The 20,830-nt window shown below is 64.1% G+C and carries 21 protein-coding genes; 18 read left to right on the top strand and 3 right to left on the bottom strand.

Annotated elements, in window-relative coordinates; translation table 11 throughout:
* Positions 1-86: 86 nt before the first annotated feature.
* Complete coding sequence (locus H162_RS0115185; RefSeq protein ID WP_020654331.1) at positions 87-971, top strand: branched-chain amino acid ABC transporter permease; 885 nt, start codon at positions 87-89, stop codon at positions 969-971.
* A 10-nt stretch (positions 972-981) separates the two neighbouring features.
* Entirely contained in the window at positions 982-1,953 is a 972-nt protein-coding gene (locus tag H162_RS0115180) for a branched-chain amino acid ABC transporter permease (protein WP_020654330.1), read from the top strand.
* Positions 1,954-1,968: 15 nt separating this feature from the next.
* Here the strand turns inward: H162_RS0115180 and H162_RS0115175 are convergent, their stop codons facing one another.
* Positions 1,969-3,126, bottom strand: coding sequence for an iron-containing alcohol dehydrogenase (locus H162_RS0115175; protein ID WP_020654329.1), 1,158 nt, complete (start codon positions 3,124-3,126; stop codon positions 1,969-1,971).
* 132 nt (positions 3,127-3,258) lie between these two features.
* Here H162_RS0115175 and H162_RS0115165 point away from each other — a divergent pair, with 132 nt between their 5' ends.
* The 14 genes from H162_RS0115165 to H162_RS0115100 all read left to right on the top strand — a co-directional run bounded on the left by H162_RS0115165 (position 3,259) and on the right by H162_RS0115100 (position 16,063).
* Complete coding sequence (locus H162_RS0115165; RefSeq protein WP_020654328.1) at positions 3,259-4,029, top strand: TSUP family transporter; 771 nt, start codon at positions 3,259-3,261, stop codon at positions 4,027-4,029.
* Positions 4,030-4,227: 198 nt separating this feature from the next.
* Positions 4,228-6,159, top strand: a complete 1,932-nt coding sequence (gene mnmG / locus H162_RS0115160; RefSeq protein WP_020654327.1) for a tRNA uridine-5-carboxymethylaminomethyl(34) synthesis enzyme MnmG — start codon at positions 4,228-4,230, stop codon at positions 6,157-6,159.
* Entirely contained in the window at positions 6,156-6,803 is a 648-nt protein-coding gene (rsmG, locus tag H162_RS0115155; RefSeq protein ID WP_020654326.1) for a 16S rRNA (guanine(527)-N(7))-methyltransferase RsmG, read from the top strand. Before mnmG ends, rsmG begins: the two co-directional genes overlap by 4 nt.
* A gap of 132 nt (positions 6,804-6,935) precedes the next feature.
* Positions 6,936-7,706 (top strand): ParA family protein, encoded by a 771-nt coding sequence (locus tag H162_RS0115150; protein WP_026354672.1) that lies wholly within the window; start codon positions 6,936-6,938, stop codon positions 7,704-7,706.
* Positions 7,707-7,723: 17 nt separating this feature from the next.
* Positions 7,724-8,599, top strand: a complete 876-nt coding sequence (locus tag H162_RS0115145) for a ParB/RepB/Spo0J family partition protein (RefSeq protein WP_020654324.1) — start codon at positions 7,724-7,726, stop codon at positions 8,597-8,599.
* 369 nt (positions 8,600-8,968) lie between these two features.
* Positions 8,969-9,307: an ATP synthase subunit I gene (locus H162_RS0115140; protein WP_020654323.1), complete on the top strand. Its 339-nt coding sequence runs from the start codon at positions 8,969-8,971 to the stop codon at positions 9,305-9,307.
* A gap of 1 nt (position 9,308) precedes the next feature.
* Positions 9,309-10,148 carry a F0F1 ATP synthase subunit A gene (gene atpB / locus H162_RS0115135; RefSeq protein WP_026354671.1) on the top strand — a complete coding sequence of 280 codons (840 nt, stop codon included), beginning with the start codon at positions 9,309-9,311 and terminating at the stop codon, positions 10,146-10,148.
* An 87-nt stretch (positions 10,149-10,235) separates the two neighbouring features.
* On the top strand, positions 10,236-10,484 hold the full coding sequence (gene atpE, locus H162_RS0115130; RefSeq protein WP_020654321.1) for a F0F1 ATP synthase subunit C: 249 nt from the start codon (positions 10,236-10,238) through the stop codon (positions 10,482-10,484).
* A gap of 78 nt (positions 10,485-10,562) precedes the next feature.
* Positions 10,563-11,033, top strand: a complete 471-nt coding sequence (locus tag H162_RS0115125) for a F0F1 ATP synthase subunit B (protein ID WP_020654320.1) — start codon at positions 10,563-10,565, stop codon at positions 11,031-11,033.
* Positions 11,034-11,035: 2 nt separating this feature from the next.
* Positions 11,036-11,569 carry a F0F1 ATP synthase subunit delta gene (locus H162_RS0115120; protein WP_020654319.1) on the top strand — a complete coding sequence of 178 codons (534 nt, stop codon included), beginning with the start codon at positions 11,036-11,038 and terminating at the stop codon, positions 11,567-11,569.
* A gap of 67 nt (positions 11,570-11,636) precedes the next feature.
* Positions 11,637-13,178 (top strand): F0F1 ATP synthase subunit alpha, encoded by a 1,542-nt coding sequence (gene atpA / locus H162_RS0115115; protein WP_020654318.1) that lies wholly within the window; start codon positions 11,637-11,639, stop codon positions 13,176-13,178.
* Positions 13,179-13,234: 56 nt separating this feature from the next.
* Complete coding sequence (gene atpG, locus H162_RS0115110; protein ID WP_020654317.1) at positions 13,235-14,110, top strand: F0F1 ATP synthase subunit gamma; 876 nt, start codon at positions 13,235-13,237, stop codon at positions 14,108-14,110.
* Between the two features lie 98 nt (positions 14,111-14,208).
* Positions 14,209-15,612 carry a F0F1 ATP synthase subunit beta gene (atpD, locus tag H162_RS0115105; protein WP_026354670.1) on the top strand — a complete coding sequence of 468 codons (1,404 nt, stop codon included), beginning with the start codon at positions 14,209-14,211 and terminating at the stop codon, positions 15,610-15,612.
* 28 nt (positions 15,613-15,640) lie between these two features.
* On the top strand, positions 15,641-16,063 hold the full coding sequence (locus tag H162_RS0115100) for a F0F1 ATP synthase subunit epsilon (RefSeq protein WP_026354669.1): 423 nt from the start codon (positions 15,641-15,643) through the stop codon (positions 16,061-16,063).
* Positions 16,064-16,167: 104 nt separating this feature from the next.
* Here the strand turns inward: H162_RS0115100 and H162_RS0115095 are convergent, their stop codons facing one another.
* Positions 16,168-16,794, bottom strand: coding sequence for a peptidoglycan recognition protein family protein (locus H162_RS0115095; RefSeq protein WP_020654314.1), 627 nt, complete (start codon positions 16,792-16,794; stop codon positions 16,168-16,170).
* Positions 16,795-16,922: 128 nt separating this feature from the next.
* On the opposite strand from H162_RS0115095, the gene H162_RS0115090 reads away from it, so the two are divergent.
* On the top strand, positions 16,923-17,345 hold the full coding sequence (locus tag H162_RS0115090) for a CoA-binding protein (RefSeq protein ID WP_020654313.1): 423 nt from the start codon (positions 16,923-16,925) through the stop codon (positions 17,343-17,345).
* A gap of 66 nt (positions 17,346-17,411) precedes the next feature.
* Positions 17,412-17,999 carry a glutathione peroxidase gene (locus tag H162_RS0115085; protein ID WP_020654312.1) on the top strand — a complete coding sequence of 196 codons (588 nt, stop codon included), beginning with the start codon at positions 17,412-17,414 and terminating at the stop codon, positions 17,997-17,999.
* Positions 18,000-18,047: 48 nt separating this feature from the next.
* Here H162_RS0115085 and H162_RS30985 read toward each other — a convergent pair.
* Positions 18,048-20,830 (bottom strand): DUF4214 domain-containing protein (locus H162_RS30985; RefSeq protein ID WP_040787531.1); only part of this gene is annotated, 2,783 nt, incomplete at its 5' end.

Below are 20,830 nucleotides of genomic sequence, written 5' to 3'. Positions count from 1 at the left end.
GCCGGCGCCGCCGCTTTCCAGGCGCGGCGCGCCGGCCTTGCGCATCCACCGCGCGGGCCCGGCCCGCGCCGTCTTCGAGCGGATCCATGGACATTTTCGGCGTTCCCCTGCAAGCCCTGATGAGCCAGCTGCTGCTGGGGCTGGTCAACGGCTCCTTCTATGCGATGCTGTCGCTGGGCCTGGCGGTCATTTTCGGACTGCTCAACGTCATCAACTTCTCCCACGGCGCCCTGTACATGGTGGGCGCCTTCGTGGCCTACATCGGCGTCGCGTCGTACGGCCTGAACTACTGGATGATGCTGGTGCTGGCGCCGCTGCTGGTGGGCGCGTTCGGCATCCTGATCGAGCGCAGCATGCTGCGCTGGCTGTACAAGCTCGACCACCTGTACGGCCTGCTGCTCACCTTCGGCATCACCCTGCTGCTGGAAGGCGTGTTCCGCTCCTTCTTCGGCGTCTCGGGACAGACCCTGGACGTGCCGGAACAGCTCGCCGGCGCCACCGACCTCGGCTTCATGATCCTGCCGAACTACCGCGCCTGGGTGGTGGCGGCCTCGCTGGTGGTGTGTCTGGGCACCTGGTTCGTGATCGAAAAGACCCGCCTCGGCGCCTACCTGCGCGCCGGCACCGAGAACCCGAAACTGGTCGAAGCCTTCGGCATCAACGTGCCGCTGATGGTCACGCTCACCTATGGCTTCGGGGTCGCGCTGGCCGGCTTTGCCGGGGTGCTGGCGGCGCCGGTGATCAACGTGACGCCCCTGATGGGCTCGAACCTCATCATCGTCGTGTTCGCCGTGGTCGTGATCGGCGGCATGGGCTCGATCCTCGGTTCCATCCTCACCGGGCTGGCGCTGGGCGTGATCGAAGGCCTGACCCGCGTGTTCTATCCGGAAGGCTCGGAAGTGGTGGTGTTCGTCGTGATGGTGATCGTCTTGCTGCTGCGCCCGGCCGGGCTGTTCGGCAAGGAAAAATAAGAGGGCGTCCATGAACCGAAAAATTGTCTATGCCGTCGCATTCGCACTGGCCCTGGCCGCGCCCTTTGTCGCCTATCCCGTGTTCCTGATGAAGCTGCTGTGCTTCGCGCTGTTCGCCTGCGCCTTCAATCTCCTGATCGGATTCACCGGCCTGCTGTCCTTCGGCCACGCCGCATTTTTCGGCACGGCCGGCTACGCCACCGGCCATTTGCTGGCCGTCAGCGGCTTGCCGACCGGGCTGGGCATCGTGCTGGGCGTGCTCGCCAGCGCCCTGCTGGGCCTGGTGATCGGCGCGCTGGCGATCCGCCGGCAGGGCATCTATTTCTCGATGATCACCCTGGCGCTGGCCCAGATGGTGTATTTCGCGGCCCTGCGCGCGCCGTTCACCCATGGCGAGGATGGCCTGCAGGGCGTGCCGCGCGGGCGCCTGCTGGGCCTGCTGGACCTGTCCAGCGACCTGGTCATGTACTACGTGGTGCTGGCGATCTTCACGGCCGGCTTCGCCCTGATCGTCCGCACCGTGCATTCGCCGTTCGGCCAGGTGCTCAAGGCGATCAAGGAAAACGAGCCGCGCGCCATGTCGCTCGGCTACGAGGTCGACCGCTACAAGCTGCTGGCCTTCGTGCTGTCGGCCGCGCTGGCAGGGCTGGCGGGGGCCACCAAGACCGTCGTGCTGGGCTTCGAGACCCTGACCGACGTACACTGGACCATGTCCGGCCTGGTCGTCCTGATGACCCTGGTGGGCGGCATGGGCACCCTGGCCGGGCCGATCCTCGGCGCCTTCCTGATCGTCGCGCTGGAGAACAAGCTGGGCGACCTCGGCACGAACCTGGCCGAATCACTCGGCATCGCCTGGTTCTCGACCCTGGGCGAATCGGTGGGCATGGTCACCGGGCTCATCTTTATCGTCTGCGTCCTGCTGTTCCGCCGCGGCATCGTCGGGGAACTCGGGGCGCTGCTCGAACGGGGCCGCAAAGCCTGACAGGCGGGCCGCCGTTCACAGGGCGGCGGCATAGATCGCGCGTGCATGCTCACGCGTCATTTCTCGCGGGTTATTGCCCAGCAAACGGGTCTGCAGCATGGCCTCGTCGGCCAGGCGATCGAGGTCCGTCTCCGCGATCCCGACCTGGCGCAAGCTCGCCTCGATCCCCGTCATCCTGGTAATTTGTTGCATAGCAGCAATCAGTGCCCGTGCCCGTGCTTCCTCGCTGCCGCTCGCATGGGGCGCCACGATGGCGGCCAGTTCGGCATAGGAAGATGCCGCCGCCGGCAGGTTGAACTCGAGCACGTGCGGCAGGACGAGCGAGTTCGACAGGCCGTGCGGCACGTGGAAGATGCCGCCGACCGGATAGGCGAGGGCGTGGACTGCCGCCACCGGCGCATTCGAAAAAGCCTGGCCCGCGAGGCAGGCCCCGAGCAGCATGGCCTGGCGCGCGTCCAGGTCGCCGCCCCGTTCGCAGGCCGGCAGCAGGTTGCGCGACAGCAGGCCCAGCGCCTCGCGCGCCAGGGCGTCGGACAGCGGGTTCTTCTTGTGGCGGCTGGTCGTCGCCTCGATCGCATGGACCATGGCGTCGATGCCGGTCGCGGCCGTGAGCTTGGGCGGCAGGCCCAGGGTGAGGGCGGCGTCCAGCACCGCGAGGTCGGCATACAGCTGCGGCGCCACCACGCCCATCTTGGTGCTTGCTCCCGTGGTCACGATGGCGATGTTGGTCACCTCGGAACCGGTGCCGGCGGTGGTCGGCACCTGCACCAGCGGCAGGCGTCCGCCCTGGACATTCCCGATCCCGTAGATCGCGGCCAGCGGCTGCTCGCTGCCGGCGAGCACGGCGACCAGCTTGGCCACGTCCATCGAGCTGCCGCCGCCGAAGCCGATCACCAGGTCGGCATCCATGCGGCGCGCCGCCTCGACGGCGGCCAGCACGACGTGTTCGGGCGGATCGGCGACGACCCCGGCGAAGACGGCGTCCGCCATGCCGCAGCGGGCGAGGTCGGCGCGCGCCGCTTCCATCAGGCCAGTGCGCAGGAAACCCGCATCGGTGACGAGCAGGGGACGCCGCGCTTGCGGGAAGCGCTCCGCCAGCAGCCGCCCCAGGCGGGCGGTGGCGCCGGGTTCTGACAGGATCTGGGCGACGGTGCTGAAAGCGAACGCGGGCATGCTGGTCTCCTTGATTGACATTGCCATCAAGCTTATCCCAACTGCCGCACCGCTTGCGCAGCCGCGCCATTTCACTTTGGAATAATGCCGGCGGTAAAATGCTGCCTCTGCACCCTCCCTGAAAGTTGTTCCATGATCGATTTCGCATGGCTCGGCGTGGCCGCGTTTACCGCCGGGCTGGTCGACGCCGTTGTCGGCGGCGGCGGCCTGATCCAGATTCCCGCCATCTTTTCCGTCCTGCCGAAGGAAGCCCCGGCCACCCTGCTGGGCACCAACAAGCTGGCCAGCGTGTTCGGCACCAGCGCCGCGGCAGTGAATTACGCGCGCCGGGTAAGGGTCGCCTGGAGTACGGCGGCGCCGGCCGCCATCGCCGCCTTCGCCTTGTCCTTCGTCGGCGCCTGGACCGTGACCCGGGTGCCGGCCGATTTCGTACGTACGCTGCTGCCGATCATCCTGGTCGCGGTCGCCATCTATACCTTCAGGAAGAAAGACCTGGGGGCGGTGCATGCGCCGGTGCATAGCGGAATGGCGGAGCGCTACTGGGCCATCGCCATCGGCGCGGCGATCGGTTTCTATGACGGCTTCTTCGGCCCCGGCACCGGCAGCTTCCTGATCTTCCTGTTCGTGCGCTTCTTCGGCTTCGACTTCCTCAGCGCCTCGGCGGCGGCCAAGATCGTCAACGTGGCCTGTAACATGTCGGCACTGATGTGGTTCGGCTACAGCGGTCACCTGCTGTGGCAGATCGGCCTGATGATGGCGGTATGCCAGGTGGGCGGTTCCCTGATCGGCACCAGGCTGGCGCTGAAGCATGGCAGCGGCTTCGTGCGCAAGCTGTTCCTGGTCGTGGTAAGCGGGCTGATCATCAAGACGGCTTACGATTCCTTCACCAAGATAGGGTGGTAGGGCGATTGTTTCACGTGAAACAAACAAGCCGGGCTAACCCGGCTTTTTGTTTTTTGTTTCACGTGAAACAACGCGCCGGCTTCACGGCTGACTGTTCCACGTGAATCAAATTTCGTGGTTTTCCGGATCAGTTCGAAGTCCCGCAAGAGAAAAGAATCTATAATCGCGCATTAAGTCTCCTCGCCTCACTCTTCCATCATGCTATTTCCTACTGAATTCGACGTCATCGTCGTCGGCGGCGGCCATGCCGGTACCGAAGCCGCACTCGCGTCGGCACGCACGGGCCAAAAAACCCTGCTGCTGACACATAACATCGAAACCCTGGGCGCCATGTCGTGCAACCCGTCGATTGGCGGCATCGGCAAGGGCCACCTCGTCAAGGAAGTGGACGCCCTCGGCGGCGCCATGGCAATCGCTACCGACGAGGCCGGCATCCAGTTCCGGATCCTGAACTCGTCCAAGGGCCCGGCCGTGCGCGCGACCCGTGCCCAGGCCGACCGCGTGCTGTACAAGCAGGCCATCCGTTCGCGCATCGAGAACCAGCCGAACCTGTGGCTGTTCCAGCAGGCCGTGGATGACCTGATGGTGGAGGGCGACCGCGTGGTCGGCGCCGTGACCCAGGTTGGGCTGCAGTTCCGCGCCCGTGCCGTGGTGTTGACCGCTGGCACTTTCCTTGACGGTAAAATCCACGTCGGCCTGCAAAACTATTCCGGCGGCCGCGCGGGCGATCCGCCGGCGATCTCGCTGTCGAGCCGCCTGAAGGAACTCAAGCTGCCGCAAGGCCGCCTGAAGACCGGCACGCCGCCGCGCATCGATGGCCGCAGCATCGACTTCTCGGTGCTGGCCGAGCAGCCGGGCGACCTCGATCCGGTGCCGGTGTTTTCCTTCATGGGCAACGCCGCCATGCACCCGCGCCAGATGCCGTGCTGGGTCACGCACACGAATGCGAAGACCCACGAGATCATCCGCAACGGCCTGGACCGCAGCCCGATGTACACCGGCGTGATCGAAGGCGTCGGCCCGCGCTACTGTCCGTCGATCGAAGACAAGATCCATCGCTTCGCCTCGAAGGAATCGCACCAGATCTTCCTCGAGCCGGAAGGCCTGACGACCAACGAGTTCTACCCGAACGGGATCTCGACCAGCCTGCCGTTCGACGTGCAGCTGGACCTGGTGCGCTCGATGCGCGGCCTGGAAAACGCCTTCATCCTGCGTCCCGGCTATGCGATCGAATACGACTATTTCGACCCGCGCGGCCTGAAGGCCTCGCTGGAAACCAAGGCGATCAAGGGCCTGTTCTTCGCCGGCCAGATCAACGGCACCACCGGCTACGAGGAAGCCGCCGCCCAGGGCCTGCTGGCCGGCCTGAACGCCGCGCTGCAAACCCAGGACAAGGAAGCCTGGACCCCGGGCCGCTCGGAAGCCTACCTCGGGGTGCTGGTCGACGACCTCACCACCCAGGGTGTGGCCGAGCCTTACCGCATGTTCACCAGCCGCGCGGAATACCGCCTGTCGCTGCGCGAAGATAACGCCGACATGCGCCTGACCGAGATCGGCCGCAAGCTGGGCGTGGTCGGCGACGCGCAATGGGCCGCCTTCGAGACCAAGCGCGAGACCGTCGCGCGCGAACTCGAACGCCTGCGTGCGACCTGGGTCAACCCGCGCATCCTGGCCGCCGCCGAATCCGAGCGCGTGGTGGGGCAGGCGATCGAGCGCGAATACAACCTGGCCGACCTGCTGCGCCGTCCGGGCGTGGAGTACGACACCCTGATGACGATGACCGGCAACGAGGGCCAGCCGCTGGCCGGCCCCGGCGTCGAGGATCCGGCGGTGAAGGAGCAGGTCGAAATCCAGCTCAAGTACGCCGGCTACATCGACCGCCAGGCGCGCGAAGTCGAACGCCACGACCACTACGAAAACCTGAAACTGCCCGAGAACCTGAACTACCTGGAGATCGCGGCGCTGTCGATCGAGGTGCGCCAGAAGCTCGACAAGCAGCGTCCGGAAACCCTGGGCCAAGCTTCGCGCATCTCGGGCGTGACCCCGGCGGCCATCTCGCTGCTGCTGGTGCACCTGAAAAAACGCGGCGCCAAGGGCTTTACCAACACCACCACGGAACAGGCTGAATGAAGTTTTTCGACCGCGCTCAACTCTCGCAGGTGCTGGCCGACGGCATCACCGACATGCAACTCGACATCAGCGCGGCCCAGCAGGGCCAGCTGATGGACTACCTGGCGCTGCTCAACAAGTGGAATGGCGTCTACAACCTGACCTCGCTACGCGATCCGATGCAGATGGTGACCCACCACCTGCTCGATTCGCTGGCCGCCGTGCCGGCGTTCGCGGGCGCGCGCAATGTCCTGGACGTGGGGGCGGGCGGCGGCCTGCCCGGCATCGTGCTGGCGATTTGCCGCCCGGACATGAAAGTCTCGATGATCGACACCGTGCACAAGAAAACCGCCTTCCTCACGCAGGTGAAGGCGGAACTGGGCCTGGCCAACGTCACCGTGTACACGATGAAGGTGCAGGACCTGGCGGTGAGCGACAAATTCGACGTCATCACCTCGCGCGCTTTTGCCGACCTCTCCGATTTCGTCAACTGGTCCGGGCACCTGCTGGCGGACGGAGGGCGCTACATCGCATTGAAAGGGGTGGCCCCAAGCGAGGAGCGGGAGCGGATTCCGCCAGACTGGAAAGTGACGGATTTGCAGCCCCTGCAGGTGCCCCGGCTGGGAGCGGAACGCCACCTCGTTTTCATCGAACGGGCAAAATGAGAAAACGGAATAAACCGTATTAACTGTATAAATCGTTTATACCGTTTATATCGTTTATTCAGTATGAATCGTTAATATGATTTTTACCGTATGAACGGTATGATGGATTGATGGCCTCCACGGAAGGAACAGATGGCGAAGATATTTTGTGTTGCGAACCAGAAGGGCGGGGTGGGCAAGACCACCACCACCGTCAACCTGTCTGCAGGCCTGGCCAAGCTGAACCAGCGCGTGCTGCTGGTCGACCTCGACCCCCAGGGCAATGCCACGATGGGGGCGGGCATCAACAAGGCCGAGCTCGAAGCCTCGATCTACCAGGTGCTGCTGGGCGAGGCGGACGTGGCCACCGCGCGCCTGCGCTCCGAGTCGGGGCGCTTCGACGTGCTGCCCGCCAACCGCGAGCTGGCCGGCGCCGAAGTCGAGATGGTGTCGCTGGATAACCGCGAGAAGAGACTGAAGGACGCGCTGGCCCAGGTCGACGCCGACTACGACTTCATCCTGATCGACTGCCCGCCGGCCCTGTCGCTGCTGACCCTGAACGGCCTGTGCGGCGCGCACGGCGTGATCATCCCGATGCAGTGCGAGTACTATGCGCTCGAAGGGCTGTCCGACCTGGTCAACACGATCAAGAAAGTGCATGCGAACCTGAATACCGACCTGCGCATCATCGGCCTGCTGCGCGTGATGTTCGATCCGCGCATGACCCTGTCGCAGCAGGTGTCGAGCCAGCTCGAGCAGCACTTCGGCGACAAGGTGTTCAAGACCATCATCCCGCGCAACGTGCGCCTGGCCGAAGCGCCGTCGTACGGCATTCCGGGCGTGGTGTTCGATCCGTCGTCGAAGGGCGCCCAGGCGTACATCGCCTTCGGCGCCGAGATGGTCGAGCGCATCAAGACAATGTAAACCGAAGAGACATCAGAATGGCAACCAAGAAACTCAAGGGACTCGGCCGCGGCCTCGATGCGCTGCTCGGCGGGGTCAGCGAAGAAGCACCGGTGGCGGCCAACCCGTCCGCGCTGCCGGTCGGCCAGATACAGGCCGGTAAATACCAGCCGCGCACCCGCATGGACGAAGGTTCGCTCAGCGAGCTGGCCGCCTCGATCAAGACCCAGGGCATCATGCAGCCGGTGCTGGTGCGTCCGCTGCCCGCGGGATCCGGCGCCTCCTACGAGATCATCGCCGGCGAACGCCGCTTCCGCGCCGCCCAGATGGCCGGCCTGGAAGAAATCCCGGTGCTGGTGCGCGACGTCGACGACCAGGCCGCCGCCGCCATGGCCCTGATCGAGAACATCCAGCGCGAAGACCTGAATCCGCTGGAAGAGGCGCAAGGCATCCAGCGCCTGATCTCGGATTTCAATTTTACTCATGAGCAAGCTGCGGCCGCGGTCGGGCGTTCGCGCAGCGCCGTGTCCAACCTGTTGCGTCTGATCAACTTGGCGCAGCCGGTGCAAACCATGCTGATGGCGGGCGACATCGACATGGGTCACGCCCGCGCCCTGCTGGCAGTCGAGAGCGCGAACCAGATCACCCTGGCCAACCAGGTGATCGCCAAGCGCCTGTCGGTACGCGAGACCGAGAAGCTGGTGGCCCGCGCCATCGAGGAACAGAACAGCCCGGCAACCCCGGCGCGCGCCAAGGACAAGCCGGGCGACATCGTGCGCCTGGAGGAAGAACTGTCCGACCGCCTGGCCACGCCGGTCGTGTTCAAGATGGGGGCGAAAGGGAAGGGCCAGCTGATCATCGATTTCGCCGACCTCGACATTCTCGACGGCGTGCTGGCCCGCCTGCGTGCCTAAGCACAGTTAACATTTGTTGCGTAAACGCATCGGCGCTTAGGTCCGCCGATGCGGTTTTTCCCCGTCCCGTAGCGCACGCCCCGCGCTCGCCCCCGCCGCAGATTTTCCCCTCCTGCACTACGGAAACAAACGCCAGTCTTATAGCAGACCCGCCCAATTGTTAACTGTCAAGTCAGCAGCGATCTGTCGTTAAGTAACTGAAAAGATTGTGGAATACGTCGTCTTTACGTCACATTTTCGTCATCTTTACGCAGCAGTTATAAGTGGCGAATCGTTTGACTCGCGTCCGTATAACCACTTATAATCCCGCTGATTCATGTAATTACCACATCGTAACTCGTCCAAATGCGCTAGCGCGAAGAGAAGAATATGCTGCGCATCGTTTCCCTGCAGTTGATAGCAACGGTAGTCGCCGGCATCATCGCCGCGCTGCTGGGGGGAAGGGCTGCGATGTTTTCAGCGGTACTGGGCGGTCTGTGTTGCGTCGTGCCCAACGGCATCATGGCAGTACGCCTGTTTGCCGCATCTACGAAAGCGGGAGGGGCTAACCCCTTCACGTTTTTCATCTGGGAATTTATAAAGATTGCATTAACGCTGGCGCTGTTGGGCGTGACGGCGTGGCTGTACCGCGATCTGAACTGGCTGGCCCTGCTGGGCGGGTTCATCGTGGCACTGAAGAGTTACATCATCTTATTATTTAGGCACTGACATGGCGAATCCAACCGTAGACGGCGCAGCAGCACACGCGCCAACCGCTTCAGAATATATCAAGCACCACCTCGGCCATTTGTCCAATGGACACCAGAATGGTCCGGTCGACTTCTCGATCATCAACATGGACACCGTGTTCTGGTCGATCGCCATGGGTGTGCTCGGCTCCCTGGTCATGTGGATGGCCGCGCGCCGTGCCACCTCGGGCGTGCCGGGCCGTTTCCAGGCTGCCGTCGAGATGCTGGTCGAAATGGTCGAAGACCAGTCGAAGTCGATCGTCCACGGCGACCGCAGCTTCATCGCGCCGGCCGCACTGACCGTGTTCGTCTGGGTCGCCCTGATGAACTCGCTGGACTTCCTGCCGGTCGACCTGTTCTCGGCCATGTTCTCGGCCATGGGCGTTGAACATCTGTTCCCGTACCACCGCGTGGTCCCGACCGCCGACCTGAACGGCACCATCGGCATCTCGCTCGGCGTGCTGGTCCTGATGCTCTACTACGGCATCAAGATCAAGGGCTTTGGCGGCTTTGTCCACGAACTGTTCGCAGCACCGTTCGGCATCTGGATGGCGCCGTTCAACCTGCTCCTGAACATCATCGAATACGCAGCAAAAATGGTGTCGCTCGGTATGCGACTGTTCGGCAACATGTTTGCCGGTGAACTGCTGTTCCTCTTGATCGCACTGCTGGGCTCGACCGCTACGGTGTTCGGTTTCGTCGGCCACGTGATTGCTGGCTCGATCTGGGCGATCTTCCACATCCTGATCGTGTTCCTGCAGGCATTCATCTTCATGATGCTGACGCTGGTGTATCTCGGTCAGGCCCATGAAGGCCACTGATCGGCGCCGCAAGCATCGAACAAGATAGTGGTTGTAACGAAGTTGTAGTTTTTAATCTAGTTTTTAATTTAACTTTTTGGAGTAATCATGACTGACGTATCTTTTGTTGCACTGGCTTGCGGTTTGATCATCGGCCTCGGCGCTATCGGCGCATGTATCGGTATCGCTCTGATGGGTGGTAAGTACCTGGAAGCCTCGGCACGTCAGCCTGAACTGATGAACACCCTGCAGACCAAGATGTTCCTGCTGGCTGGCCTGATCGACGCGGCATTCCTGATCGGCGTCGGTATCGCCATGCTGTTCGCATTCGCTAACCCGTTCGTGGCAGCTGTTTAAGACCCCCGGTCTTGACGTCTTGAAGGGCCGAACCAGTTCCTGGTTCGGCATCCGTGTTTCTGTAAGAGGGAAAATACCGTGAACCTTAATGCAACCCTGTTTGCACAGTTCGCTGTCTTCTTCATCCTGGCGATGTTCACCATGAAGTTCGTGTGGCCGCCGCTGATGAAAGCGCTCGACGAGCGCGCTGAGAGGATCGCGAATGGACTGGCCGCCGCCGACCGTGGCAAGGCCGACCTGGCCGCCGCTGAAAAGCGCGTGCAGTCCGAACTGGCTGGCGCCCGTGACGAAGGCCAGAAGCGCATCGCCGACGCTGAAAAGCGCGCCGCTGCGATCATCGACGAAGCCAAGAAAACCGCTGCTGACGAAGCCGCCCGTATCGTCGCCGCCGCCAAGGCCGACGCCGAGCAGCAAGTGACCCGCGCGCGCGAAGAACTGCGCGGCCAGGTCGCTGCACTTGCAGTCCAGGGCGCAGAGCAGATCCTGAAGCGTGAAGTGAACGCAACGGCGCACGCCGACCTGCTGTCGAAACTGTCGACCGAGCTCTGATCATGGCAGAACTCGCAACCGTCGCCCGCCCTTACGCCGAAGCGCTGTTCCGTGTCGCCCAATCCGGCGACATGGCGGCGTGGTCGGCCATCGCGTCGGAACTGGGCCAGATCGGCGCCATTCCCGATGTGCAGGCTTTCGCCAGCAACCCGAACGTTACGCACGCACAGCTGGCGGACACGATTGCGTCCCTGGTCAAGTCGCCGCTGAACGCTCAAGCGAAAAACTTTATCGCGATGCTGGCAGAAAATGGCCGCATCGCTCTGCTGCCCGAGATCAGCACGCAGTTTGCTGTCCTGAAGAACGCGAGCGAAGGCGCCGCCGACGCAACGATCTACAGCGCATTCGAGATCTCGGCTGACCAGCTGGCACAGCTGGTTGCCACGCTGGAAAAGAAATTTGGCCGCAAGCTGAACCCAACGGTAACAGTGGATCCTTCGCTGATCGGTGGTGTGCGCGTGGTCGTCGGTGACGAAGTGCTCGATACCTCGGTACGCGCCAAGCTGCAACAGATGCATGTTGCGCTGGTGTCGTAACCTGCTCGCACTCGCCGGCGTCCCGCCCTTGCCCTACGCATCAAGAAACTATTAGGAGTTAGCAAGCATGCAACTTAACCCATCTGAAATCAGCGAACTGATCAAGAGCCGCATCCAGGGCCTCGAAGGTTCCGCTGATGTTCGCAATCAAGGCACGGTGATTTCCGTCGCCGACGGTATCTGCCGCATCCATGGTCTGTCGGACGTGATGCAGGGCGAGATGCTGGAATTCCCTGGCAACACCTTCGGCCTGGCGATGAACCTCGAGCGCGACTCGGTCGGCTCGGTCATCCTGGGCGCCTACGAGCACATCTCGGAAGGCGACACCGTCAAGACCACCGGCCGCATCCTGGAAGTGCCGATCGGTCCGGAACTGCGCGGCCGCGTCGTCAACGCACTGGGCCAGCCGATCGACGGCAAGGGTCCGATCAACGCCCAGCTGACCGCCCCGATCGAAAAGATCGCCCCGGGCGTGATCGCGCGTGAATCCGTCTCGCAGCCGATGCAGACCGGCCTGAAGTCGATCGACGCGATGGTGCCGATCGGCCGTGGCCAGCGTGAGCTGATCATCGGCGACCGCCAGACCGGCAAGTCGGCCGTGGCAGTCGACGCGATCATCAACCAGAAGGGTCAGAACATGACCTGCGTGTACGTGGCGATCGGCCAGAAGGCCTCGACCATCAAGAACATCGTCCGCTCGCTGGAACAGCACGGCGCGATGGAGTACACCATCGTGGTCGCCGCCTCCGCTTCGGAATCGGCCGCCATGCAATACATCTCGGCCTACTCGGGCTGCGCGATGGGCGAATACTTCCGCGACCGCGGCGAAGACGCGCTGATCGTCTATGATGACCTGTCGAAGCAGGCTGTCGCCTATCGCCAGATCTCGCTGCTGCTGCGCCGTCCGCCGGGCCGCGAAGCCTACCCGGGCGACGTGTTCTACCTGCACAGCCGTCTGCTGGAACGCGCAGCGCGCGTGAACGCCGACTACGTCTCGAAGTTCACCAACGGCGCCGTCACCGGCAAGACCGGTTCGCTGACCGCACTGCCGATCATCGAAACCCAGGCAGGCGACGTCTCGGCCTTCGTTCCGACCAACGTGATCTCGATTACCGACGGCCAGATCTTCCTGGAGACCTCGCTGTTCAACGCCGGTATCCGTCCTGCGATTAACGCCGGTATCTCGGTGTCGCGCGTCGGTGGCGCAGCACAGACCAAGGTCATCAAGAACCTGTCGGGCGGTATCCGTACCGACCTGGCCCAGTACCGTGAGCTGGCTGCGTTCGCGCAGTTCGCATCCGACCTGGACGAATCGACCCGCAAGCAGCTGGACCGCGGTGCACGCGTGACCGAACTGCTGAAGCAGCCGCAATTCTCGCCGCTGCCGGTGTCGCTGATGGCCGTCTCGCTGTTCGCCGTCAACAAAGGCTACTTCGATGACGTGGAAGTCAAGAAAGTGCTGCCGTTCGAGCTGGCACTGCACGGCTTCATGAAGTCCAAGCAAGCTGCGCTCCTGTCGAAGATCGAAGAAACCAAGCAACTGGACAAGGACAGCGAAGCAGCGCTGGCCGCCGCCATTGCTGATTTCAAGAAATCCGGCGCATATTAATCGTCGGGCCGGAGCTACCGGATGGTAGCTCCGGCGCGTGGAAGGAGTAAGGACTCATGGCAGTAGGCAAAGAGATACGTGGCAAGATCAAGAGCGTAGAGAATACGAAGAAGATCACCAAGGCGATGGAAATGGTCGCCGCGTCCAAGATGCGCAAGGCGCAGGAACGGATGCGCGCCGCCCGTCCCTACAGTGAGAAGGTTCGTACCATCACCGCCCATCTTGCGAATGCAAACCCGGAGTACACGCACCCGTTCATGGCCCAGGCCAAGGACGTGCAGGCGAAGGCCGTCGGTTTCATCGTCGTCACGACCGACAAGGGTCTGTGCGGCGGCATGAACACCAACGTGCTGCGCCAGGTAACGCAGAAGATCCGCGAGCTGGAACAGGCTGGCAACCGCATTGAAGCCGTCGCCATTGGCAACAAGGGCCTGGGCTTCCTGAACCGTGTGGGCGTCAAGGTCGTGTCGCACGCAACCCAGATCGGCGATACCCCGCACCTGGAAAAGCTGATCGGCCCGGTCAAAGTGATGCTGGACGCGTACCAGGAAGGCAAGCTCGACGCTGTCTACCTGTGCTACACGAAATTCGTCAACACGATGAAGCAGGAACCGATGGTCGAGCAACTGCTGCCGCTGCCGAAGCAGGCACTGGAAGCCGATGCGTACACGCACGCCTGGGACTATATCTACGAACCGGACGCACAGGTCGTCATCGACGAACTGCTGGTGCGCTACGTGGAAGCCCTGGTGTACCAGGCGGTGGCCGAGAACCTGGCGTCGGAGCAGTCGGCGCGCATGGTGGCGATGAAGGCCGCGAGCGACAACGCGGGCAGCGTCATCGGCGAGCTGAAGCTGGTCTACAACAAGACCCGCCAGGCGGCGATTACCAAAGAACTCTCCGAGATCGTCGCAGGCGCGGCAGCGGTGTAAGAACGCTATTCGGGGACCAGGGGTCAGCGCGATAAGCGCGCGTACCCTGTCCCCGATTGATCAAGTAAAAGAATTTAACTATATCTGAAGGAACGAACATGGCTGATGGCAAAATCGTTCAGTGTATCGGCGCAGTGGTTGACGTGGAATTCCCGCGCAATGCCATGCCGAAGGTTTTCGACGCACTGAAAATGGAAGGCTCGGAACTGACCCTGGAAGTGCAGCAGCAGCTGGGTGACGGCGTGGTCCGTACCATTGCACTGGGCAGCTCGGAAGGCCTGCGTCGCGGCATGATTATCCAGAACACCGGCAACCCGATCATGGTCCCGGTCGGCACCGCCACCCTGGGCCGCATCATGGACGTGCTGGGCAACCCGATCGACGAATGCGGTCCGGTCAGCCACGAGCGTCTGGCTTCGATCCACCGCTCGGCGCCGGTGTACGACGAACTGTCGCCGTCGACCGACCTGCTGGAAACCGGCATCAAGGTGATCGACCTGGTCTGCCCGTTCGCAAAAGGCGGCAAGGTCGGCCTGTTCGGCGGCGCCGGCGTGGGCAAGACCGTCAACATGATGGAACTGATCAACAACATCGCTAAAGCGCACTCGGGTCTGTCCGTGTTCGCCGGCGTGGGCGAGCGTACCCGTGAAGGTAACGACTTCTACCACGAGATGGCCGATGCCAAGGTCGTCGACCTGGAAAATCCTGCCAACTCGAAAGTGGCGATGGTCTACGGCCAGATGAACGAACCGCCGGGCAACCGTCTGCGCGTCGCGCTGACCGGCCTGACCATGGCGGAAGCGTTCCGTGACGAAGGCAAGGACGTTCTGTTCTTCGTCGACAACATCTACCGTTACACCCTGGCCGGTACCGAAGTGTCGGCACTGCTGGGCCGTATGCCGTCGGCAGTGGGCTACCAGCCGACCCTGGCCGAAGAAATGGGCCGCTTGCAAGAGCGTATCACCTCGACCAAGACCGGTTCGATCACCTCGATCCAGGCCGTGTACGTCCCTGCGGATGACTTGACCGACCCGTCGCCGGCAACCACCTTCGCCCACTTGGACTCGACCGTCGTCCTGTCGCGTGACATCGCTTCGCTGGGTATCTACCCGGCAGTGGATCCGCTGGACTCGACCTCGCGCCAGCTGGACCCGCTGGTCGTCGGTGAAGAGCACTACGCCACCGCGCGCGCCGTGCAGGGCACCCTGCAGCGCTACAAGGAACTGCGTGACATCATCGCGATTCTGGGCATGGACGAACTGGCGCCGGAAGACAAGCTGGTCGTCGCACGCGCTCGCAAGATGCAGCGTTTCCTGTCGCAGCCGTTCCACGTCGCAGAAGTGTTCACCGGCTCGCCGGGCAAGTACGTTTCGCTGAAAGACACGATCAAGGGCTTCAAGATGATCGCATCGGGCGAACTGGACCACCTGCCGGAGCAGGCCTTCTACATGGTCGGCACCATCGAGGAAGCCATCGAGAAAGCCAAGAAACTGGCTGCCTAAGCTGGCGTTCCCAACCTGAAGGACAGACATGGCAAACACTATTCACGTTGACGTGGTCTCGGCCGAAGAGCAGATCTTCTCGGGCCAGGCCGAATTCGTCGCGTTGCCGGGTGAAGCGGGCGAGCTGGGTATCTACCCGAAGCACACCCCGCTGATCACGCGCATCAGGCCGGGTGCTGTACGGATCCAGGTTGCCGGTGGCGGCGAGGAGTTCGTATTCGTCGCCGGCGGCATCCTCGAGGTGCAGCCGAACGCCGTGACCGTACTGGCCGACACCGCGATCCGCGGTAGCGACCTGGACGAGGCAAAGGCGCAGGAAGCCAAGCGCCAGGCGGAAGAGCTGATGCTGAACAAGGAGTCGAAGATCGACTACGCGAAAGCCCAGGCCGAACTGGCCGCGGCGATCGCGCAGCTGGCAGCGCTCCAGAGGCTGCGCGCCAAAGGGCGCTAAGCTTCCAGGCTCGGTATCAAGGAAAGGCAGCCCTCGGGCTGCCTTTCTTGTTTTGTGGCGTCACTTCGTGGACGCGCACAGGTGCTGTGTAACGGACAGAGCAATTACTTACTCACCTGCTCCTGCGCCAGGCGCAAGGCCACCTTCTGCCTGAAATATCCCTCCTGCACATACCGGTACAGATTCGCCCCCGGACACACGGTCTGGTCCGAATAATCCCGATGGCTCTGGATCCCGTCCAGCCCCACCTTGTACTTGGCCGCCAGCATGGCCATCAGGTCGACCACCGCATCGAGCTGCTTCTGGTTCGGCTCGACCTCCTCGAAGTTCCCTACCACCTCGATCAGCGCATGCCCCTTCGGGTCGTACTCGGTATTCGTATCGCCCGCATAGGCGATATCGCGCCCCGCATGGATGCGTCCGTCGAGATCGATGATGTAGTGGTAGGGAATGTCCAGCCATCCCTTGCTGGAACGCGACCACGACTGCAGCCGGCGCAGGTAAGCCTGCGGGTCGGTGCCCGGCTTGAACGGCTCGCCCTGGTGGTGCAAGGTGACGTGGGTGATCTCATGGCGGCGCGCCTTGGCCGGATCGGCAGGGGTGCCGCCCCAGGCGGCGACAGGAAGGATGGCGCGCTCGACGTCGGCAAGCGGCACGGCGGCCTGGGCGGTGAAGCTGGAGACGGCCAGCGCCAGCACGGCGGCCAGGCGGGACAGGACAGGAGAATGCATAAGGATCGCTCAAGAACGGATGAGCCGCCATCTTTCCATGTTTGCGCGCCGGGCGCCAGCGGGGGCATGCGCCTGGCCCATGCAAACCTGATAAGCTAGCGCCAACACTTCCAGCCAACGTCGCCATCATGAGAAGCATTGCCCAGATTCTGAAGGAAAGCAGGACCATCGCCATCGTCGGCCTGTCGAACAAGCCCGAGCGCGCGAGCTACGGCGTCGCCGAGTACCTGAAGGACCACGGCTACCAGATCATCCCGGTCAACCCGAACCATGCCGGCGAGAGCATCCTCGGCGAACCGGTGCACGCCAGCCTGCAGGAAGCCGCCGATGCGCTCGCCGCCAGCGGCCAGCGCATCGATATCGTCGACTGCTTCCGCAAGTCGGCCGACATCCCGCCGATCGCGCGCGACGCCATCGCCGTGCGCGCCGGCTGCCTGTGGATGCAGCTCGACATCGAGAACCAGCCCGCGGCCGACCTGGCGCGCGCCGCCGGCCTGGATGTGGTCATGAACCACTGCCTCAAGATAGCGCACCGCGCCCTCGACGCCTGAGACCGTGTTTACGGAGGGGCGGCTGCGTTACAATCATGGCCACTTCAATGCCTGTGGAATTACCCCATGATCAAGATTCTCGCCCTGGCGATCGCCGCCGCCGCTGCCGCCAGCGTCACCCAGCCTGCGATCGCGCAGGTCCAGGCGGCGCCAGCCGTCGCGCGCCCGGCCAGCTGCCCCGCGCTGCTCAAGCATCAATTCAAGCGTCTGCAGGACGAAGCGCCGCAGGACCTGTGCCAGTACTCCGGCAAGGTGGTGCTGGTGGTGAACACGGCCAGCTACTGCGGCTTCACCAAGCAGTACGAAGGCCTGGAAAAGCTGTACGCCAAGTACGGCGGCCGCGGCCTGGTGGTGCTCGGCTTCCCGTCGAACGACTTCGGCAAGCAGGAACCGGGCAACGCGAAGGAAATCGCCGATTTCTGCTTCAATACCTATGGCGTGAAATTCCCGATGTTCGCCAAGAGCGTGGTCAGCGGACCGGAAGCCAATCCGCTGCACGCCAGCCTGACGAAGATCACCGGCAAGGAACCCAAGTGGAACTTCACCAAGTACCTGATCGGCCGTGACGGCAAGGTGATCGAGCATTTCGCGAGCAAGGTCACGCCCGAGGATCCCCAGCTGGTCGGCAAGATCGAACAGGCCCTCGCCATGTAATCCCGGCCGGGAGTTGCTTGCCAACTCCCGGCTGGTCCGACACACCGGTCAGATGGTGTCGATCGTGGTGTTGATGGCGCCGATCAGGCCGATCATCTCCTCGGACTGGGCCAAGCCCAGCAGCACGTCGCCGCGATCGGCCTGGTCGCCGTCCAGCGCCCGCATCCATCCGTCCAGTTCCGCCTCGCTCGCATTCCGCCCGAGGGCGTCCTGGTAGAGCGCGGAGACGAACTGGCGGTCGCTCAGCGCCCCATACACAGCCTGTCCCTCGGCCGCGGCGACGAACTCGTTCGCGATCAGGTCCAGGTCCGCACCCGCTTCGCTGCGGCCGATCCAGTAGTTGATGCCGCTTTCATCCGGCGTCCGGCCGAACGCGGCGTAGTACATGCGCACCAGCGTCGCCACGTCGCTGTGGTTGAAGTCGAAGTCGACCGCGGCGCCAGGTTCGCTCGCCAGCTTCTCGCCTGAATCGGCGAATCCCAGCAGCACACCCGCACGGTCGACGGCGCCGCTGTCGAGCTGTTGCACCCAGAAGTCGAGTCCCGCCTGGTCGGCGGCACGGCCCAGTACCCGCGCATACAGCTGGTCGACGTAGCCGGCATTGCCGAGGGCGCCGAGCTGTGCTCCCTGTGCTTCCTCGCTGCCCAGGATCCCGGCGGCGATCTCGTGCATGGACATGCCCCTGGCCTGCTGGTCCAGCCACCAGGCTTCGCCGCTGGCGTCGAGGGCGCGGTCGAACAGCGTGTCGTAGATGCGCGCGAGCGAGCCTGCGGCGCCGGTATCGGAAGAGACGCCGGTGAAGCGCAGGGTTTCGATGTTGGCGAGGATGTCGACGCCGTCCGCGCCGCTGCCGCGTTCGCTCGCCACGACTTGCCCATCCTGGATGCGCAGCGTGTAAGCCGAGCGGCCGAGGCCCGAGAACTGCGCCACGTCATCGCCGTTGCCGCCGTCGACCAGGTCGTTCCCCGCGCCACCGGCGATGAGGTCGTCACCGGCGCCGGCGTGCAGCACGTCATTGCCGGCGCCCGCCATGATCGCCTGCCGCGCGCCGTCGGCCACGATGTGCTGGGAGCCGCCCGCGGCGACGATGCTGGCCGCGCCGACAATGGCGGCAAATCCGATGTTCTCCAGCTGCACGTTTGCACCCGCCGGGGCCGCCGTGGTGTCGATGACCAGCGCACTGCCGGCATCGCCCACCAGCGTGAGCGCGTGTCCCGAGGCGGGCGAGCCTGCCGGAACGGTGATCGCGACGGTCTGGACCAGCAGCGACGCACCTGGCGCCAGCGAGTCCACGAAGCCGTTCACGCCGGACGCCAGCCCTTGCGCGCCCGTGTGGCTGGTGACGGCGCGCAGCAGCGCATCCTGCGCCGCGGCGGCAGGATGCGTGGACACGGCGCCCGAGACCTGCAGGCCGTAGCCCGCCGGTACCTGCGCGAGCAGCAGCTGTTCGCCCGACGCGGAGGTGACCAGTGCGATGTCGGCGGAATTCGCGTCGCCGATCTGGTCCTGGCGCGCCGTGCTGACCACCGGCACCGACACGTTCTGCCAGTTCGTCCCATCCGGACTGGTGGCGCGCACGACGATCTCGACCCCATCCACGAGCCGCGTCACGAAGGGCGGCGTCACGTCGACGGGAGCCGCCGCGCGGACGGCCGCGGTTCCCGCGGCAGCCACCTGTTCCATGGCGCCGCCGGCATCACGGTAGCGCGCAAGCACCGTGATCGTCTTGCCCACTTCGTTCGCGCCAAGGACCAGCGTCGCGCCGGTCGCGCCGGCGATGTCGGCGCCGTTGGCCTGCCACTGCCAGCCGATGGCGCCCAGGCCGTCCGCATCGAGCAGGTTGTGCGATGCCGCCAGGGTCGCGCCCTGTTGCGCGGCGCCGGCGATCGAGACGCTGCCGGTCGGCGCATCGTTGACATTGGCGACCGTCGCGGTCGGGGTGCTGGCCATGCTTTCCTGCACGCCGTCGTCGTCCGTGTAACGCGCCACGACGGTGATCGCCTTGCCCACTTCGGCCTGGCCCAGCACCAGCGTGGCGCTGGTGGCGCCGGCGATGTCGACGCCATCCGCCTGCCACTGCCAGCCGATCGTGCCCAGGCCATCGAGGTCGGCCAGCGTGTGCTGCGCCGACAGGGTCTGGCGCTGTTCAGCGGTGCCGCTGATGGTGACGCTGCCGCTTGGCGCATCGTTGCGGTTTGCGACCACGGCGGTCGGGATGCTGGCCATGCTTTCCGCCGCACCGCCGCCATCCGTGTAGCGGGCGACGACCGTGATCGTCTTGTCCACCTGTTCCTGGCCCAGCACCAGCGTGGCGCCGGTGGCGCCGGCGATGTCGAGGCCATCGGCCTGCCACTGCCAGCCGATCGTGCCCATGCCGTCGAGGTCGGACAGCGTGTGCTGCGCCGACAGGGGCTCTCCCTGTTCAGCGGTTCCGCTGATGGTGACGCTGCCGCCTGGTGCATCGTTGCGGTTTGCGACCAAGGCGGTCGCGCCGCTGTCCATGCGCTCAGCGGTACCGCCCACGTCCGTATAGCGTGCCACGACAGTGATCGACTTGCCCACCTGTTCCTGGGTCAGGACCAGGGTCGAGCCGGTGGCGCCGGCGATGTCGACGCCATCCGCCTGCCACTGCCAGCCGACCGTGCCCAGTCCGTCGAGGTCGGACAGCGTATGCTGCGCCGACAGGATCTCTCCCTGTTCAGCGGTGCCGCTGATGGTGACGCTGCCGCCTGGCGCATCGTTGACGTTGGCGACCACGGCGGTGGCGCCGCTGTTCATGCTCTCCGCAGTATTGCCTGCGTCCGTATAGTGTGCCACGACGGTGATCGCCT

The organism is Massilia niastensis DSM 21313 (genome assembly GCF_000382345.1).
Taxonomy (GTDB): domain Bacteria; phylum Pseudomonadota; class Gammaproteobacteria; order Burkholderiales; family Burkholderiaceae_D; genus Telluria; species Telluria niastensis.
The sequence above is the reverse complement of the archived record's forward strand: the minus strand, read 5'-3'. Positions and strand labels throughout refer to the sequence as shown.

Coding starts and splice junctions, on each gene's coding strand:
- H162_RS0115185 (WP_020654331.1), top strand. CDS start 87: ATGGACATTTTCGGCGTTCCCCTGCAAGCCCTGATGAGCCAGCTGCTG.
- H162_RS0115180 (WP_020654330.1), top strand. CDS start 982: ATGAACCGAAAAATTGTCTATGCCGTCGCATTCGCACTGGCCCTGGCC.
- H162_RS0115175 (WP_020654329.1), bottom strand. CDS start 3,126: ATGCCCGCGTTCGCTTTCAGCACCGTCGCCCAGATCCTGTCAGAACCC.
- H162_RS0115165 (WP_020654328.1), top strand. CDS start 3,259: ATGATCGATTTCGCATGGCTCGGCGTGGCCGCGTTTACCGCCGGGCTG.
- mnmG (WP_020654327.1), top strand. CDS start 4,228: ATGCTATTTCCTACTGAATTCGACGTCATCGTCGTCGGCGGCGGCCAT.
- rsmG (WP_020654326.1), top strand. CDS start 6,156: ATGAAGTTTTTCGACCGCGCTCAACTCTCGCAGGTGCTGGCCGACGGC.
- H162_RS0115150 (WP_026354672.1), top strand. CDS start 6,936: ATGGCGAAGATATTTTGTGTTGCGAACCAGAAGGGCGGGGTGGGCAAG.
- H162_RS0115145 (WP_020654324.1), top strand. CDS start 7,724: ATGGCAACCAAGAAACTCAAGGGACTCGGCCGCGGCCTCGATGCGCTG.
- H162_RS0115140 (WP_020654323.1), top strand. CDS start 8,969: ATGCTGCGCATCGTTTCCCTGCAGTTGATAGCAACGGTAGTCGCCGGC.
- atpB (WP_026354671.1), top strand. CDS start 9,309: ATGGCGAATCCAACCGTAGACGGCGCAGCAGCACACGCGCCAACCGCT.
- atpE (WP_020654321.1), top strand. CDS start 10,236: ATGACTGACGTATCTTTTGTTGCACTGGCTTGCGGTTTGATCATCGGC.
- H162_RS0115120 (WP_020654319.1), top strand. CDS start 11,036: ATGGCAGAACTCGCAACCGTCGCCCGCCCTTACGCCGAAGCGCTGTTC.
- atpA (WP_020654318.1), top strand. CDS start 11,637: ATGCAACTTAACCCATCTGAAATCAGCGAACTGATCAAGAGCCGCATC.
- atpG (WP_020654317.1), top strand. CDS start 13,235: ATGGCAGTAGGCAAAGAGATACGTGGCAAGATCAAGAGCGTAGAGAAT.
- atpD (WP_026354670.1), top strand. CDS start 14,209: ATGGCTGATGGCAAAATCGTTCAGTGTATCGGCGCAGTGGTTGACGTG.
- H162_RS0115100 (WP_026354669.1), top strand. CDS start 15,641: ATGGCAAACACTATTCACGTTGACGTGGTCTCGGCCGAAGAGCAGATC.
- H162_RS0115095 (WP_020654314.1), bottom strand. CDS start 16,794: ATGCATTCTCCTGTCCTGTCCCGCCTGGCCGCCGTGCTGGCGCTGGCC.
- H162_RS0115090 (WP_020654313.1), top strand. CDS start 16,923: ATGAGAAGCATTGCCCAGATTCTGAAGGAAAGCAGGACCATCGCCATC.
- H162_RS0115085 (WP_020654312.1), top strand. CDS start 17,412: ATGATCAAGATTCTCGCCCTGGCGATCGCCGCCGCCGCTGCCGCCAGC.